The 16,167-nt window shown below is 46.1% G+C and carries 13 protein-coding genes; 1 reads left to right on the top strand and 12 read right to left on the bottom strand.

The annotated features are described in order from the left end of the window. Positions 1 to 238 precede the first annotated feature (238 nt). The 10 genes from Q1Q15_RS12830 to Q1Q15_RS12785 all read right to left on the bottom strand — a co-directional run bounded on the left by Q1Q15_RS12830 (position 239) and on the right by Q1Q15_RS12785 (position 12,145). Positions 239 to 583, bottom strand: a complete 345-nt coding sequence (locus Q1Q15_RS12830; protein WP_300460455.1) for a hypothetical protein — start codon at positions 581 to 583, stop codon at positions 239 to 241. Between the two features lie 2 nt (positions 584 to 585). Continuing rightward, complete coding sequence (locus Q1Q15_RS12825) at positions 586 to 1,065, bottom strand: MauE/DoxX family redox-associated membrane protein (protein ID WP_300460452.1); 480 nt, start codon at positions 1,063 to 1,065, stop codon at positions 586 to 588. Next, positions 1,062 to 2,801, bottom strand: coding sequence for a rhodanese-like domain-containing protein (locus tag Q1Q15_RS12820; RefSeq protein ID WP_300460449.1), 1,740 nt, complete (start codon positions 2,799 to 2,801; stop codon positions 1,062 to 1,064). Before Q1Q15_RS12820 ends, Q1Q15_RS12825 begins: the two co-directional genes overlap by 4 nt. Further along, positions 2,798 to 3,388 carry a thioredoxin-like domain-containing protein gene (locus Q1Q15_RS12815; protein WP_300460446.1) on the bottom strand — a complete coding sequence of 197 codons (591 nt, stop codon included), beginning with the start codon at positions 3,386 to 3,388 and terminating at the stop codon, positions 2,798 to 2,800. Before Q1Q15_RS12815 ends, Q1Q15_RS12820 begins: the two co-directional genes overlap by 4 nt. A 37-nt stretch (positions 3,389 to 3,425) precedes the next feature. Continuing rightward, positions 3,426 to 4,157, bottom strand: coding sequence for a response regulator (locus tag Q1Q15_RS12810; protein WP_300460444.1), 732 nt, complete (start codon positions 4,155 to 4,157; stop codon positions 3,426 to 3,428). A 10-nt stretch (positions 4,158 to 4,167) separates the two neighbouring features. Then, the gene (locus Q1Q15_RS12805) at positions 4,168 to 6,036 is read right to left on the bottom strand and encodes an ATP-binding protein (protein ID WP_300460442.1); all 1,869 of its coding nucleotides are present in this window, start codon (positions 6,034 to 6,036) and stop codon (positions 4,168 to 4,170) included. Beyond that, complete coding sequence (locus tag Q1Q15_RS12800) at positions 6,021 to 7,220, bottom strand: ABC transporter substrate-binding protein (RefSeq protein ID WP_300460440.1); 1,200 nt, start codon at positions 7,218 to 7,220, stop codon at positions 6,021 to 6,023. Before Q1Q15_RS12800 ends, Q1Q15_RS12805 begins: the two co-directional genes overlap by 16 nt. 139 nt (positions 7,221 to 7,359) lie before the next feature. Then, positions 7,360 to 8,064: a hypothetical protein gene (locus tag Q1Q15_RS12795; protein WP_300460437.1), complete on the bottom strand. Its 705-nt coding sequence runs from the start codon at positions 8,062 to 8,064 to the stop codon at positions 7,360 to 7,362. A 76-nt stretch (positions 8,065 to 8,140) separates the two neighbouring features. After that, positions 8,141 to 11,431, bottom strand: coding sequence for a BTAD domain-containing putative transcriptional regulator (locus tag Q1Q15_RS12790; RefSeq protein WP_300460436.1), 3,291 nt, complete (start codon positions 11,429 to 11,431; stop codon positions 8,141 to 8,143). Between the two features lie 15 nt (positions 11,432 to 11,446). Next, on the bottom strand, positions 11,447 to 12,145 hold the full coding sequence (locus Q1Q15_RS12785) for a response regulator (protein ID WP_300460433.1): 699 nt from the start codon (positions 12,143 to 12,145) through the stop codon (positions 11,447 to 11,449). Positions 12,146 to 12,344: 199 nt separating this feature from the next. Here Q1Q15_RS12785 and Q1Q15_RS12780 point away from each other — a divergent pair, with 199 nt between their 5' ends. Then, entirely contained in the window at positions 12,345 to 13,208 is an 864-nt protein-coding gene (locus tag Q1Q15_RS12780; protein WP_300460430.1) for a hypothetical protein, read from the top strand. 28 nt (positions 13,209 to 13,236) lie between these two features. Here the strand turns inward: Q1Q15_RS12780 and Q1Q15_RS12775 are convergent, their stop codons facing one another. Next, a complete protein-coding gene (locus tag Q1Q15_RS12775) occupies positions 13,237 to 14,061 on the bottom strand; it encodes a DUF928 domain-containing protein (protein ID WP_300460428.1) in 825 nt (274 codons plus the stop codon). A 186-nt stretch (positions 14,062 to 14,247) separates the two neighbouring features. After that, positions 14,248 to 16,152: an adenylate/guanylate cyclase domain-containing protein gene (locus Q1Q15_RS12770; RefSeq protein WP_300460426.1), complete on the bottom strand. Its 1,905-nt coding sequence runs from the start codon at positions 16,150 to 16,152 to the stop codon at positions 14,248 to 14,250. Between the last annotated feature and the right edge of the window lie 15 nt (positions 16,153 to 16,167).

Genomic DNA, 16,167 nt, shown 5'->3' with positions numbered 1-16,167 from the left:
TGATTTGTGAAACCCGTAACCCGTTCGCAACCCGCTTTCAAGGGGGCTTGCCTTGTGACCAGACCTATTTTTTCTATTCAGCACCCATCGATACCTAGGCCACAAACCTCGCAGATAACCATAAATTCAAAATAAAAGCCACTATTTTTCCATCCACAGCAAGGGTTAAATCAAAAAACCATTCCCTTGCTTAATGTGGATGTCGGACAAAAAATCTCTCATATGCGCTTTCCAATATTCAGGGGAGACGTTGGAAACGAATCAAGCCCATGCCGGGCAAAGTCAATTGGATGGTATCATGATCAAGGATTCCCTCAATGACACCGCCGGATTTCGTATGCAACCGGATCTTTCCACGGTGCAGGTCCCAGCGAAATGCCGCATTGTCTGTCTCTATGGACCAGAACCCCTTGCCGTCCGGCAAAAGTTCCAGATCAGCCGTAACCGGGTCTGCTGATGCCTGGTCCACTGCAGTGTAATTGCCCACCAAATTTTCCCGCTCACTGCTGCATCCAAAAACCAGGAAAAAGATCAATGGCATCATCATTAACCGGATATAGGATCTTGTAACATCCGCCAGCATCGTTAGATCTCCTTGATGAATGTATCAAATTTTTTTTCCATGTGAAAAATCGAATCATAAAAATAGACTTGCAGGGCCATGGCCACCCATATGAGGTCCCTCACCAGGGTTCTCCAGCTGATGGCATCACCCAGGGTGTGGAAGCAGCCACAACTGATGGGAGCGTTCCACAACAAATTGATCGCAATACCCACCGTAAAGAGGACAAGAAAAAATCCAACAATCACAATGGCAGACCGGACCCGGATGCCGCACACCAGCAGAATGCCGCAAATCAGTTCAATCCACGGCATGACAACGGCCATAAAATTTACGGCCCAGTAGGGTACCATTCGATAACTGGCTATGGTCTCGGAAAATTCAGCCGTATAATTAATTTTATACATGCCCGCATAGATAAACAGCCCGGCAATATAGAGTCTCAGCGCCAGGGCCAGGTAACGATGGGTGACCAGGAGTTTAGCAACGGCCAGTATTTTCATGGTTCCACCCCCATCCCGGATTCCTCCCAGGCCTTGATCCCCCCTGGAAAAACCACGACCTGTTCATGCCCCCTTTCCAAAAGCCGGAAGGCGATCTCTTCATCGTACCTTCGACTGATATTCCGGCCATACACCACAATGGGCCGGGCAACGTCCTCCTGGTTGAACTGCATCATATAAACAAAATCAAACAAGGACAGCGGCAGGTTTCTGGCACCGGCAATATGACGCTGATTAAAAAATTCTGCCGGTCGGGCATCCACAAACAGGGCCTGCCGTATTTCGAGCAGCTGCCGGGCCTGCTGAACCTCCACATGGACCATTGGCGGCCGAAGCCATTCCCCGGGAATGACTTTGATACCGCCCGGGCTGGCAAAATTATACACCAGGCCCAGAACGATTCCGGCAATGAGGATCAATGACATGTCCATGACGGAGACCTTTCTGGAAGTGACCATTGCCTTTGTGATGGCTGCCTTGATGCGCTCGCCGGCTTTTTCCAGACGGACGATGGTGCGACTGCTGTCCGAGAGGGCCTGGATGGTTTTTTCCAACTCGATATTTTTCCGTTCCTGATCCTGATGAAGAATTTGTATGGTTTCAAAGGACTTGCTGTTTTTGAGAAACACCAGGAAATTCTTTATGAACGCCAGAAACAATGTGCGCTCTTTTTCACCATAAGGGGTCTGGATAAGCCGTTCATCCAGACCCACAATCCCCATGGCGGTTTCATCCAGACGAAAGATAATCCCAATAGCTGTTTTGGGTAAAAAAGGCTTAAAGCAATCCATTTGCTGTACGGATAAAATAATGGCCTGCATGGGATTGATCTGTAACACCCGGTTAGCTTCAACCGCCTGGGCAATGCCCTTCTGTATCTGCTCCGGTGATCGGCCCTTTCCCTCTACCATGTCAAGGTTACGACAGGTCATATGGGTCGTTTGCATGGCCGGATCAACATAAAAAATATATCCGCCAGCGGCACCAAAAATACCCAGCAGCACCAACAGGAAAGCGTCGACCACGCTGGTGCTCTCTTTGAGAGCGCTCAGTTCATTAAAAATATCATTAAACCCGGAAAGCCGGAAAAGTGTGTGATCCAGATTTTTTCTGGCAACGTCCATGGCCAGGGACAGGTCGGCAGATCGGAAAATTTCCGTGTTCAGTTCTTGCTTCAGGTCTTGCATCCTGCGCCGGGTGGCAAGGGACTGCAAGTAAAAAATCATGTTGTCGGTCAGGTTCAAAAGAAAATTAATCTCATCATCCCCATAGGTATCACTGATAATTTTAGGCCCCAGCCCGATCATACCGGAGATATCTTTACCCATCCGCCATCCGATGCATATCCGGATACCGGTATCCATCAATTGAACCAGACTATTATCCGCTGCTTCAATGATGCGAAGTTCCGCATGAAAGGCATAAGGCGTTGTTATCAGTGCGGGAAAGTATCGTTGGATAAGGGCTTGAAACTTTTTTTTGATAACCGCAAGCCCCCCGGCCTCTAAGCCCCGGCTGACCAGTTGAACGGTGTTGCGATCCGGATGGGTGATACCGGAAAACCCACAGGTAATCCCCAGGGTTCCAATGGCCGTTAACAGGCAGGCCTCAATTATTTTTTCCCGGGAGTCTATCTGGCTGAACTCCAGTCGTGCATCACAAATCGATCTACGATAAAAATACCGACGACCGCTGAACAGCGGTCCGGTCATGCCGGATATCGTTTTTTCGTTCATTTGCTGATGGACGACGTCTTGCCAGCCAGCTGTTTAAGCGTGGTAAACAACGCGTCCATGTCCTCAATCACGCCCAGATGGGCATAAAGGATCTGTCCCTCTTTAGTGATGACCATATTATAGGGGGTGAGCGGCTGGTTCAGTTGTTTATGAACAAGAAATTTTTCATCCGGCAGGACAGGATATGGGACCCGGGATTGTTTCACATAATAGGCCATTTCCATGGGAGTGGCCCCGGCTGAAATGCCCAGGAATTTTACTTTTTTAGACAGACCGGCATTCTTATTGAGCCGATGAAACAACCGATTGATGTGCGGTCGTTGTCGATGGCACTGGGGGCAATAGACCCCCAGAATTTCAAGCACAATAAGATCTGCCGCAACATCCTTCATTGAAAACCGGGTCTTTTCACCAATGCCAAGGTAGACACTATCCTTTTTCGAGACAGGAGCGTCCAGGATAATTTCCGGCAACATGTCACCCCGTTTCGGGGGGGTGCCGCACACACCATTCTGCAGTGGAACGTTAAAAAGAAAAACAATGATCCAAAAGCCGATTAATTGATTTTTTATACACATCATGGACATGACTGCCTCCATCATAAAGGGCGTTAATTCAACAATATCACGCGGTATCTTTCAAATAGGCTTCTGCATCTGCTTTATCAATAAAAACCGATGCAAACCGAGTGATCCCCACCATTTTAAAAATTTCCTGAAAATTTTCAGAGATACCGGAAATCGCCACCTTGTGCTGTTGTTTTTTGCTCGCCGACAGCAGTTGGATCAGGACAGCAATGCCGGCACCATTGATGGAGGTGTTTTCATCAAAACTTAACAGAAGACGGGTCGAATTTCCGGCACACGCCTTGCCGTATGCTGCCATCAAAGAGGCTTCTGCCCCGGCATTTATGTTTCCCAGAATCTTGATAATCTGAAGCGTGTCCTCCTGCTCATATTGGGCAACTGAGACAAGGGATCTGGTAATGTTGAGCCGCTCTTGTGCCCGATGCAGGGCCGCGTCCAGGGCCGTCCGACTGATCGGCTTGTTGATAAAATCGGTGGCTTCGTGGTTCAGGGCCTCCACGGCCAGGTCCATATCGCCATGACCGGTCATGATGATCACCTCGGTTTCAGGGGCCTGACTTTTAATGCCATCCAGAACCGCAAACCCGTCGATCCCGGGCATCTTGATATCGGTAAATACAATGGCCGGTTTTTCAGCCTCAAACAATGCCATGCCCTCAGTGCCATTTTCCGCCAGCAGCACGGCATGTCCATAAACCTTCAGGAATAATTCAAACATGCTGAGCGTGGGTTTGTCATCGTCAATCACCAGTACTTTACGTTTTGTCATTTATGCATCCTTATGTGGCTGCCGGAAAACTCAACCGAAAGGTAGTGCCTTGTCCTTCCGGGCTTTCAATCGTTATTTTGCCACCGTAATCTTCAACAATACCACTGGAGATGGAAAGTCCCAGCCCCATGCCCTCCCCCATCTTTTTAGTGGTAAAAAAAGCCTCAAAAATCCGTTCTTTTACAACAGCATCAATACCGATGCCGGTATCTGAAACAGCCACCATTACCTGGTCATCCCGGGCATAGGTTTCTATCACAATGCAATTGCCCGTGGCGGGGCCTCCCGCCTCCAGTTTCTGGTTAATGGCATCCCGGGCATTGGTTATCAGGTTAAAAATGACCTGCTCAATACGGTTGCGGTGGGCCAGTATGGGAGGAATATCATGGTCTATTTTCAGTTGAATATCAATATTTTGCAGCCGAAGCTGCCGGCCGATAATGTCCAGCACGTCTTGAACCGGCCTGTTAATGTTAACCGTTTCCTTTGTAAAATCCGCCTTTCGACCGAAGTCTCTCAGCCGCCGGATGATATCCACGGCTCGATCCACCTGGCTGCTGACCTCTTTGACGATCTGCAACAGATCCTTATCCGGAATCTTCTCTTTCTTTTCAATCATCATATCAATAAATTCATTGCCCATTTTGATGGCATTCAACGGCTGATTCAGTTCGTGGGCAATCCCTGCAGACATCTCGCCTAGGGTGGTCATTTTACTGGCCTGAATGAGTTGATTCTCTTTTTCCACCATCTCCGTGATGTCTGTGGTCGCCAGGATTACCGCATCCCTGTCCTGATATCGGACCGGACAGGCATGGACATTCACATAGAGAAGCCCCCCCCCTTTTTTGTTACATTGGACTTTGGAACCGACAGTTATGATTTTTCCGGCATGCTCTGCGTGAAAATCAGCCTGCTGAACCGTCTCCAACTCAAAGGAGCCCAGGTTGGTAAAGGGTTTTCCGATCAGGTCTTCCTTGGTGTAACCATACGTCTCTTCGGCACTGGGATTGGCACTGAGAATACCTAAAGTTTCACGATCCACCACAAAAATAGGATTGGGGCCACCGGCAAAAAGGGATCGATACTTGTTATCCGACTCCTTGAGTTTTGCCTGGGAATCCATAATGCGGTGGGTCATGTTCATGAATGAATTGCTCAGCTGCCGGACCTCATCTTTAATACCCGTGGAGTCGATACTGTTCAGGGTATGCGTGATATTGAAGTTGCCGCGGCTGATCTCATCCGACACCTTGATCAGTTCCGTAATGGGACGGGTGATATACTTGGACAGGTGATGGCTGATAATGAAAAACAGGACCGTCACGGCTGAAACAAACCCCAGAAACGTGGTCCGCAGCTTTCCGATGAGCTGGTCTATGTGTTGTTTCTTCAATCCGACATGCACCGATCCAATGCGGTAGATCCCTTCGGTGACCGGCACTGCCACATCATAAAAATATTTTCCCTTCAACCGCAATAACTCCACCGAATAGTTCTTTCCCGACTCAATCAGGTTGACATTGAGCAATTCCCCGGGGAAATCAGTGGTAAACGTATGGGCCAGGATCTTGTCTTGTTTGTCTGTAACATAAAGATAACCCGTAAGATGCTTTCGCACCCCCAGCCGGGCATCAAATATCAGGCTGACCAATTCGGGTATATCCTCGGTGAGGATATACCCCCTGCAGCTTTCAGCGACACTGTGACCAATCCCCAGGCCCCGCTCCTTGAGCTCGGACGTCAGACTGGAAATAAGTACCCAGCGGGTAAACAGGGCAATCAGGACACTGATAAGCAAAATAACAGCTGTAGTGGAAAAAAAAATCTTGTTCTTCAGGCTTGTGTTTTTCACACGAATGATCAATCGTCTAACCATACGAATTTTCCGTTTTTTAAATACGTAAAATATACCCGTTCCAATCCCTGATGATCCCGGGAATTAAAAGACAGGGGATTGGCAATGCCCAGATCCAGCTGCCGGATGGTTTCGATGGCATCGATAAACTTTTCGCGATCCAGATCCCTTCCGGCCCGTTTCAGGCCTTCCACAAATACCTTGGCATTAATATAGCCTTCCAGGCTGACAAAATTGGGATCATCCCCGGGATAATATTTCTTGAGCAGGTCAATATATTCCCTGGCACCCCAGAGATCTTTGTCGATATTCGAGGCTTCAGGCGGTGGCACCACCTGGGTAACAATGATCTGTTCATCGATTTGCCCCAGAATCCTTGCAAGTTCATCCGCCCCCACAAAAGAAACATTATAAAACACCGAAGAAAATCCCTTTAATCTGGCCAGCCGGATAAATTTGGCACAGGGTTCGTAGGTACCGATCATCACAACAGCCTGGGCGCCTTTGGTCATAATTTTCTCCAGGCCCTCCTCTACATCCAGCGTACCGCGGATATACGAGCTGGTGGCCACGGGAACCAGGCCATAGGGTTTCAAGGCAATTTCAGTTCCCTTTAACCCATCAAACCCATACACATCATACTGGTAGAATACTGCGATTTTAGACAATTTAATCTCTTCCACCAGATGTTTCACTGCAGCACCGGTCTCCTGATAATACGATGCCCGGACATTGATCATATACCGTTTGAGCGGTTCCCTTAAGGCATTCGCACCGGTAAACATCCCCAGGATAGGGATCTTGGCGTCCTCCACCAGGGGTATAATCTTAACAGTGGTGGGGGTACCCACATAGCCGAACAGGCAGAAAACCTTGTCTTGAACAATGAGACGTTGGGTGTTGGCAACGCACCGGGGGGGATCGTACCCGTCATCATAGGCCACAAGCCTTATTTTGCGGCCATGAATTCCCCCGGTATCATTCACATAGTTTAAATAAGCAAGAGCCCCATGAAGGGTTTGTGTGCCAAGGTATCCAGCATGCCCGCCCAGGGCCAGTGATGATCCAATGAGGATCATATCGCTGGAGATCCCCAATGTTCTGGAATTTGTTATCCGGGTATCAGTGCTATCCTCACACGAATAAAAAAAAATAGAGAGGATAAAAACAATACAAATATATGGTATAGCCTGTTTCTTTTTCAAAGGATTAACCCCCTGCCCTTTATGGCTTACTCAGTATATCATACTGAAACAAAAATTAACAATTTTGGCAATAAGAATTTATCCGGTCCCGCTTGTCCCTCTTGTCATTCATACCTGAATTGTGACAACGGTTTAGACCTTACTTTTTGGGATATGCTTTTAAAAAATCCGGGTCTTTTTCAATGAAAATCTGCGTTGTCATGCTACCGGTTTGAATGCCGTTGGTACCCGTGGCAGTGATTTGATGTTCCCCCAGGGAAAGGCGAACCCTTATTTTCGTTCCTTTTCCCAGTTCACCGTCCCGATTACTGGTCCAGACAATCCCGTCAGAAAAGTCACCGGCAACCGACAAGGCAATGCCTTCAAGCACAATGGGAAAATCCGATATATAAAAATACTGCCCGTACCGAGGTGTCCGGATAAACACCTCGGTTGACTCATCTTCTTCAATATCAATATCTTTGGATACTTTTATATAGTCATTCAAATGAATCTCTGGAACAAACGCCAGTTTTTTCTTCAAATAAAATAACCGGATGGTTTTTTTGATTTCCGGCAGATTTTCATAATCTGATTTTTCATATTTATTAAACACCTTTATGATCTCAATGGCCTTTTCATATTCTTTTGCTGCATACAGTTTAAGCAGCTGATTGTATTGGTCATCAATATTGTCAATAAATGCCTTTTTTATCCGTTCCGTTTCCATCTGCTCAGCTCTTTTCTGTAAGGATACCGATCGTTGTTCAACGATCAATTTGAATACCAGGCTGAATAAAACAAGAAAAAATACGGTTAAGATTACAATTACTTGAATGGAATACCATGTTTTCTGGGACAGCATATGTTCATCAATACCCTTTAATTATTGCACCTGATTAGATATCCTAATGAATAAGAGATCATCCGTAAAGAGATTTTTACCTGGATTTTATTTTCCGGTAGATGGTGACGGTCTGCTCATCCGGTTCAGTTCCCAGGTCTTTTTTTAATAATGACTGGCACTCCTGAAACACATCCAGCGCCTTATTTTTCTGACCGGAATCTGCATAAAGAATCATCAGGTTCTGGTATGCGGCTTCAAAATAAGGATCTGCCTCAAGGATGAGCGACCAGGATTCCACTGCTTTGTCAATCTGGTCCAGTTCTTCATGAAGCATGGCTTTTTTTTGCAGCAGGTCGCTGTATCGTGTTTTAAAGGATTCCCTTTTCACCGATATCCATTCCAGATAGGGCTCTTCCACAAAAAAAGGGCCTTTATAAATTTTTACTGCTTTTTCATACAGTTCAAGCGCAATATCCAACTGGTTGTTTCTTTCATTTTCAACCGCCCGGTCGACCAGGACCACAAACTCATCCGCATCCAGGGTGATCAGTTCAAGATCAAGGGATACCAACCCGGCCTTTTGAATAATATAAGAGTATCCAAATTCTTTTTTAGGATTGGGTTCGATGGCCTTTCGCAGGCGATGCAGGTTGATTTTAAAATTTTTATCCCCGGCTTTTGCCGTGGCCTGGGGCCACAGGTCATCAATCAGGATCTCCTTGGGGATATCTGTGGATCCGTGAAGAATAATCGATTTAAGCAGCAGGATGGGCCTTGCCCCTTCAAACACCTTATGGTCCAGCAGTTTATTGCCGCTGAAAACATTAAACTGACCAAGGGTTTCTATCCGTATTTCGGGCAAAAGTGTTTTATATATGGGCCGTAAATTTTCGATAAGAGTGGATTTCTGCTCTGGATTACCGGAAGCCAATACCCTGTCCATTCGCTCAAAGACCAGGACAGGATCACATCGCAGAATCAGAAACAATATATACGACTCAACAGATTTAATTTTATCATATGCCGTCATTAAAAGAAGGGCTTTGATCAATACCCGTTCACCCATTAAAGGGAAAAACACATACCCTTCTGAAAAGGCTTTTTTGAGGCCATGATGTAAATACCTGAAAGCGGCCTGGGGCTCATTCAATTCCCAGGATATCAAGCCTAAAGCAAAAAAGGTTTCCGAACAACTCAGGGCAGATGAAATACTCTCAAAATACTCAAGGGCGGGGACCAGCCGGTTTCTGGCGGCGATTAAGTCTCCTTTCCGGAAAAGGATCATGCCGGCCAGTTGTTGCATTAAAAAATGATGGATATCCCCTTTTTTAACCGGGTCCAGTTCTTTTAATGCGTTTAAAATTTCCCGTTCCGCTTCAATAAAGTTTTCTTCCCGCAAAAAACTCAGGGCCTTGATGCGGTGGGAAATACCTTTATAAAAATCATTTCCCTCCAGAATTGAAAAATCAGCCAGATGATCCGCCATCTGCCGGGCATCATCAAACTGCTTTGTATAGACCAGGTGAAGGGCTTTGGCTTCAACAAATCCCGGATACAAGAAAATTAAACCAAATTTCTCTATATCTTTTTCAGACCGGGTCAGCAATTCTCTGGCTGCATCAAACCGACCGTTTTTCAAGGCAAAATAAATATCCACAATGCTTTTCAAGGCTCTGTATTCCGGATGGTGGCTTTCCTTGGTCATCATTTTTATTTTTGACAGCATCTGTCGTGCATTTGCAAAATCCCCGGCCTGGACATATCCGAATGTCATGGCAATGGATGCATTGAGTATCAGATCCGGATTACAGATCTGCCGCCCCAGAAGGATGGCATTCCGGCAGGCAGACACACCTTTGGGAATATTCCCGTCACCCGCGATATACCCGAGACCGATCTGTTGCCACAACAGGGCTCTGGCCCAGGTGTAACGGTCTTTTTGCCGAATCTGCAACAGATAATTTTCCCCTTTTTTAATCCATTTCAGAATCATCCCGGATGGTTGACGAACGAATACTGCGGCCTCAATAAGATAGGCGACAGACAACAGCATGCCGCGAATATCATGGATCTGTTCGAACAGTACCATCGCGTTCTGAAAATCCCTGACATTCTTCTTTCCCCCCTTGATACGCCGGATCATGGTAAAGAAAAATATCAACCAGGGATCCTTTTGAATAATGTCATCCGGCAGGCAATGGAGCCATTTTTCAAGTCCTGACATTTTTCCATTAATAATATAGTCTGTTCCCTTGATTTTGATAATACGAACCATATCTGAAATCGCTTCAGCGGCTATAAAACAATTCATTGCCTGCTCATGATCTTTTCTTTCCCAGAAAAACTGCCCGACTTTTTGATTTAGCGCCCGGTAGACTTGACGGCCCTTTGTCTTTAACAGATCCTGCAGCAAGAAATCCTTGAACAGGTTATGATATTTAAATGTCGGCCAGCCGCTGTCTGATTCAATGCGCTGGATGAACAGGTTTCTTTTTTCAAATTCGGTTAAAATTTCCAGGGCATCACTGGACTTAAAAATATGGGAAACCATCTCAGTATCAATAATTTCCAGAACGGAGGTTTCCATTAAAAAATTACGGATTGAATCGGGAAGGGTATTGTAAATCTCCTGGGAAAAAAAATGAAACACTTCCGATGATAACCGATCCGGAAGCGGTTTCCGTCCTTTAAACTGCCCCAGGGATTCTGATACCAGCGTAAGACCACCAGCCCAGCCATCCGTAATTTTGTGTATCCTTTCAATATCAATGTCATTGGCCTGGGTTTTCCCTGCAAAAAACAATCGGGTTTCGGCAAGGGTAAAGGCCAGGTCATCATTGTTGAGCACAAAAATATGATGTTCCATCTTGAGCCGGGGAATATTGAAAGACGGAATACTTCTTGACAAAATAACAAATTTTACATTTTCAAATCGCGTGTTCAGGATACCCTTTATCAACTGGAAACCGGAAGAGGTCTCATCTATGGATTCAAAATCATCCAAAACCATTATAACGGTAGACAAAAGTTCTTTGAGGAGAATGGACAAGCCTTCGACATACCTTAATACGCTCTTTTCCATGCCAAGGATACTGTTGGGGATGGAAATATCGGACGGCCCTTTTGCCTGCCCGGACAGGGCATGGATTCCCCTGACAAGTTTGTCAAACAATTTGGTATGATCCCGGTCATCCCCTGAAAGATGAAACCACAGCGCAGAACGGTAAGACTGTTTAAGATAGGAGGCCACAAGGGTTGATTTGCCTTGGGCGGCCTGCCCTGTAATCAAAAAATTCTGGTTGTGAAAATTTTCATCCAGGCGAAGAAACAATCTCTGTCGGTTGACCGCATCTGAAATATGGGGTGGATTGTATCGGGTTATCATGACAGTCCGTTGATCCTATTCGTCCATCACAGCGTCTTTAAGCTTAGCCAGCTTGTCAATGCCGGCCATCTGGAATACCCTTGCATAATTGTAGGACAAATTTTCCAATACAATGGAGATCTGGTGGTGTTTTAACTGCTGTATCACTTCCGTTAAAAGGGATATGCCTGAACGATCAATGGAAAAACTGTCATTCAATATCATACAAACCTCTTTGACACCCTTCAGGGATGTGGGGGTAAACAATGCGGGAAGCGCTTCTTTTGCAGAGGCATCAAGCTTTCCTTTTATAAAAACAATAACCTTGCTTTCCTCTCTTATTTTCAAAAATTCAACCGGTTGATGGAAAGGCCGTTGTTTTCTTTTCTCAGCCCGGGCCAGGGCGGAATTTAAGGCCTGTCGTTCAACCGGCTTATGGATAAAATCCGATGCATCCAGGTCAAGGGCCTCCACCACCTTTTCAAGGTCCCCATGACCGGTAATAATAATGACTTCCGATGGGACCCCGGTTTTTCTGATCCTGCGCAGCACTTCTATCCCGTCTATTCCCGGCATTTTTATGTCGGTAAACACGATGTCAGGAGAAATCCGGGTGAACAGTGCCAGTCCTTTTTCCCCGTCCTCTGCCGTATATACATCATACCCATAGGCAGTCAGGAAAAGCTTGAACATGGAAAGGGTCGGTTTTTCATCATCAATGACTAAAATTTTCATTTTCTTTTCCTTTACGACAGTCTGTTCTCTTTTATTAACCTGGCCGGGAACTGTCTTCCCGTTTAAACCATAAAATAGTGCCAGAAGAATGTCAAACTTTCAAGCCGCTATTTTTATATGAGTTTTCTCCGTTAATGTCCGACGAATAATTATTCCAAGGAAGCTTGTAAATTCATCAAATAATTTGTAAAAATCTATAATGAATCAGAAAAAGGACATAAGAGATCAGGCCTACCTGTCAGGAGATGAAGTTCATACACTAAATTTTGTTAAGGATTCCGACCGTTATATCTTCCGAAAATTTTACCGATCCGGCTTAAGGTCTCACATTTTTGAAGTGTTGCTGGCCGAAGATGTTCTCAAGGAAACAAAGGGCGTTATCACGGATGGCATACGACTGTTTCCCAGGGCCAGGCCCCAAAAAATGTTCAGGATACTCCGCAACAGGTTTGAAAGCATATCTGCCGTCTTTGGCGAAATCGAAAAATACAACCTGATGCTCACGTTCCTGGGGTCTGCCCTGATTGCAGAATCTGAGGAGTTTATTGTTGATTATACAGGGACAGGAACCAGCCAGATTGTCCTGTGTGGACTTCAGGAATATATTAACGGTGAAATACTCGATCCCTGGCGGCTCTTTGGAAAAGACTACTTGAACGACCTGTTCAAATCCCCTCACAATACAGAATTCCGGCATCAGACATTGGTTCGAAAAGCCCGGAAGAATATAGCAAAATTCGTCAAACGGACCCGGAATATGATCACCGACACAGGATATATACCCGATCTTGCCGGCATCGGAAATCTGATCATCACCCGGGAAGGGGATCTAAAACTGGTGGACATCAACAATATCGTTGAAATCAAACTGGACGACAGTATCCATATCGATGACAAAGGATACCCCTCCTGTGACATATCTGTTGAAGTTCTCTCGATTCTTGAACGGGATATCCTCCAAAAAGAACTTCCCATGGATGACCCGCTTTACCAGATTTTTCTGTCCCCCGAAAGGAAAAAAAAAGTAAAGGCGCTTGAAAAAGAATTTTACAATCATCTGTAATAAGGATCAGCACTTCTCATTTCTTCTTTTATTCATCAATAACATGACGGGCCACCTGGTGCAAACCGATCTGTTCGAGCAGGGCGGCCCGCTGTTTTCTCAAATCGCGATCAGCCGGCGATTTTTCAATTCGGGCGGAAAGGCTGGAAAACGCATCATACCATATTCCGGCCTCGGCATAGATATGCGTTACCTGGGATATATTCGCCGCTGCGAGTTCATCTTTCATCTTTTCCGGTGGTTCGATAAGTTCTATGCCCCCGGCAGCCAGAATATCCTTTGAACGATGGTGTAAATCCGGGACAAGGGCAATAAACCATTTATAGTGTATGCCTGGTTTCAGGTGAACCCCGTGATCCGCCAGGCGGACAGACTGGATTCCCGGCTTGTCTGGCGGTGCGATCCGGGTTTCCACAAGGGGAGTAATCCCCTGTTTTTTGATCAATGTGAATTCAATGGGGTATGGCGATATGCTGGATTGATAAAAATAAAATACCGGTTGGCTGGACAGGGTCAAACCGACATGTTCCGGCACAATCAAACACAGGTATGGAAACCCCTGGTCTGCGCCCCTGGTTCCCCCGGCCACTCGGCCGGCCGGGGCCCCCCGCAGGGGCGGCTTGTATATCAACATATGATTGGTCGCCCGGGATCGTTGTTTCAGGGGCTGATCCGTTCTCCTGATTATTTCTTTTGGCTGTCCCCCTTTTTTGGCCTCTTCTTTGACCATGATCTGGGCACTGTCACTCTTGTTGTTACTTTTTTGATCTGAAGCAGCAATTGAAATCGGTGAAATAAGGCTTAAGCCGATAATTGTGCTGCAGACCGAAAACAATAAAAATTTCATCATCATTCCTCCCTGATCCTCTGCTTTATCTTTCTTTTTTTAAATAAGGGACTCGGAAATAAATAATTACGCCATCTTGCTTGTCTTTCAGCTCGTCTTCTGCATTGCATCAAAGAGCCCATATTTCTATATGCTCCCTTTGATGCGCCTTGAACACGAGCTGAAATCCTAGGCCATATTTTGTGTAATTATTTATTTCCGAGCCCCTAACACCCAGTAAATATTTACTTTTTCCTTTTTTCCTTTTAAACCTGTTTCTCCGATCCTCTGAATAGTGAATGTCCCATTAAGGTAATTCAGTGTGGTTTCACCAATGAGAATTCGCCAGGGATTTTTACCAGAAAAGTCCTTATCATAACTTTCAAGCCGGGCAGCAATATTTACGACATCTCCAACTGTGGTATATTTCATTCTCTCTGAACTGCCCAGGGCACCTGCCACAACCCACCCGGTAAAAATACCAATGCGGATCCCCGCCTGGGGAAGTCCCTGGCTCAACCACAGGGTATTCAATTTTTCCATTTCTGTTCCCATGGAAATGGCACAGTTCACCGCATTGATGGCATCCTTTCCTATTTCCGCTTCCGTTTTTCTGGGAAAGGGTATCCCAAAATTTGCTTTAATGCCGTCTCCGGCATAATCGTCCACCACGCCGCCATGTGCCATAACGGTTTTGGCCATGGAGTCCATATAAGTGTTCAGCCATTCAATCAGTACGTGGGGATCAAGAGTTTCGGAAATGGTTGTAAATCCTCGGATATCTGAAAATAATACCGTCACGGGCATTTTACGGGGCCGGGGCCTCCCCCGGTATAAAAACTGGTCCCGCTGGGCCCATACGGCATCCGCGATCTCCCGGGAAACATGTTTTGAAAATAACCGCATCAAAACAGCTCTCTGCTTTTTTTCTCGGCTGGAAATATAAGCAGTGATTACACCAGCGGATAAGATCCAGGTCAGGGAAGGCGGAACCACGGGTATCCACCACCTGTTTAAAAACACAACATATGAAAAAAGCCAAAGAAAAAAAAGCCCCCCTGCCATTGCCATGGAAAACCGCCACGGGGATCGTATAAGAAACCCGACACTACCGCCCATTAGACCGCCTAACAGCATAAAAAGCATTTCCTGTTTTTCTTTGACCGTCTTTATGGGCCGGCTTTCATGCAATCCAAACCGGATCAGTTGGCTTGCAAGATGGGCATGCAGAACCACACCCGGCATTTGCTGATCCGCCTGAAACCCACGGCTGAATGGGGTGTAAAAATGATCTTTTACACTCTGGGCCACGACACCGATCAATACAATTTTGTCTTGGATATCCCCGGGATCAAGCTCGCCTGATAACAAACGGGTCAAGGAATAGGATCGATAAAAACCAGTGGCATCCTTAAAATCAATGAAGTATTGATATCCCCTGGCATCGGCATTGACATATCCACCGTCATTCTTTTCCAGGGGCGTGATGGTGGTCCGGCCCAGTTTTAAATAATCCGGATTCAGCTCATCAGGCCGGGCGATAATACCCTCCTTTTGTAAAAAATGAAGTGCAAGGAGCAGGTTAAACGCAGACACTACCTGTTTCCCATTATCAAGGAACAGTAACCCCCTCCTGATAATCCCCCCCGGGTCAACCAACATGTCGTTAAACCCTACCTGGCCGGTTCCCTCAAGTATTTTTGGGGGGGGAACTCCGCCACTGCCGAATTTCGTCACACAGATAATATGGGGATTGCTGATCAATACCGCTTCCAGTTCACTGGATCCGGGGGGAATTGATACATCCCGGAAAATGTCCAGTCCAACGGCCCGGGGATTATGTTGTAAAAGATTTTTCAAGGCGTGTGCGAGTGTGGCATCGGTCAGGGGCCACCTGCCCTGGGTAAGGATATCCGTTTCAGATATTTTGACAATAAGGATCCGGGGCGTAATGTCCACCGGTTTCGGTCTTGATCTTGTGAACATGTCATAGGCTGTGAGTTCAATGTTTTCAAGAAACCCCAAACTTTGTATAACCAAAACAACGAAAAAACATAGTCCCGATATAAAGCATACGGGGACAGGCGGAAACCGGATGATTTTTTGAAATGAACCCATAACAGAAACCCATAC

The organism is Desulfobacula sp. (assembly GCF_030145145.1).
Taxonomy (GTDB): domain Bacteria; phylum Desulfobacterota; class Desulfobacteria; order Desulfobacterales; family Desulfobacteraceae; genus Desulfobacula.
Note: the sequence above shows the minus strand (reverse complement) of the source record. Positions and strands in the feature narration are given on the sequence as shown.

Excerpts from the sequence above, each read along its gene's own strand:
- Q1Q15_RS12795 (WP_300460437.1), bottom strand. The coding sequence starts at position 8,064 with ATGCTGTCCCAGAAAACATGGTATTCCATTCAAGTAATTGTAATCTTA.
- Q1Q15_RS12770 (WP_300460426.1), bottom strand. The coding sequence starts at position 16,152 with ATGGGTTCATTTCAAAAAATCATCCGGTTTCCGCCTGTCCCCGTATGC.
- Q1Q15_RS12790 (WP_300460436.1), bottom strand. The coding sequence starts at position 11,431 with ATGATAACCCGATACAATCCACCCCATATTTCAGATGCGGTCAACCGA.
- Q1Q15_RS12785 (WP_300460433.1), bottom strand. The coding sequence starts at position 12,145 with ATGAAAATTTTAGTCATTGATGATGAAAAACCGACCCTTTCCATGTTC.
- Q1Q15_RS12820 (WP_300460449.1), bottom strand. The coding sequence starts at position 2,801 with ATGAACGAAAAAACGATATCCGGCATGACCGGACCGCTGTTCAGCGGT.
- Q1Q15_RS12815 (WP_300460446.1), bottom strand. The coding sequence starts at position 3,388 with ATGTCCATGATGTGTATAAAAAATCAATTAATCGGCTTTTGGATCATT.
- Q1Q15_RS12810 (WP_300460444.1), bottom strand. The coding sequence starts at position 4,157 with ATGACAAAACGTAAAGTACTGGTGATTGACGATGACAAACCCACGCTC.
- Q1Q15_RS12825 (WP_300460452.1), bottom strand. The coding sequence starts at position 1,065 with ATGAAAATACTGGCCGTTGCTAAACTCCTGGTCACCCATCGTTACCTG.
- Q1Q15_RS12780 (WP_300460430.1), top strand. The coding sequence starts at position 12,345 with ATGAATCAGAAAAAGGACATAAGAGATCAGGCCTACCTGTCAGGAGAT.
- Q1Q15_RS12775 (WP_300460428.1), bottom strand. The coding sequence starts at position 14,061 with ATGATGATGAAATTTTTATTGTTTTCGGTCTGCAGCACAATTATCGGC.
- Q1Q15_RS12830 (WP_300460455.1), bottom strand. The coding sequence starts at position 583 with ATGCTGGCGGATGTTACAAGATCCTATATCCGGTTAATGATGATGCCA.
- Q1Q15_RS12805 (WP_300460442.1), bottom strand. The coding sequence starts at position 6,036 with ATGGTTAGACGATTGATCATTCGTGTGAAAAACACAAGCCTGAAGAAC.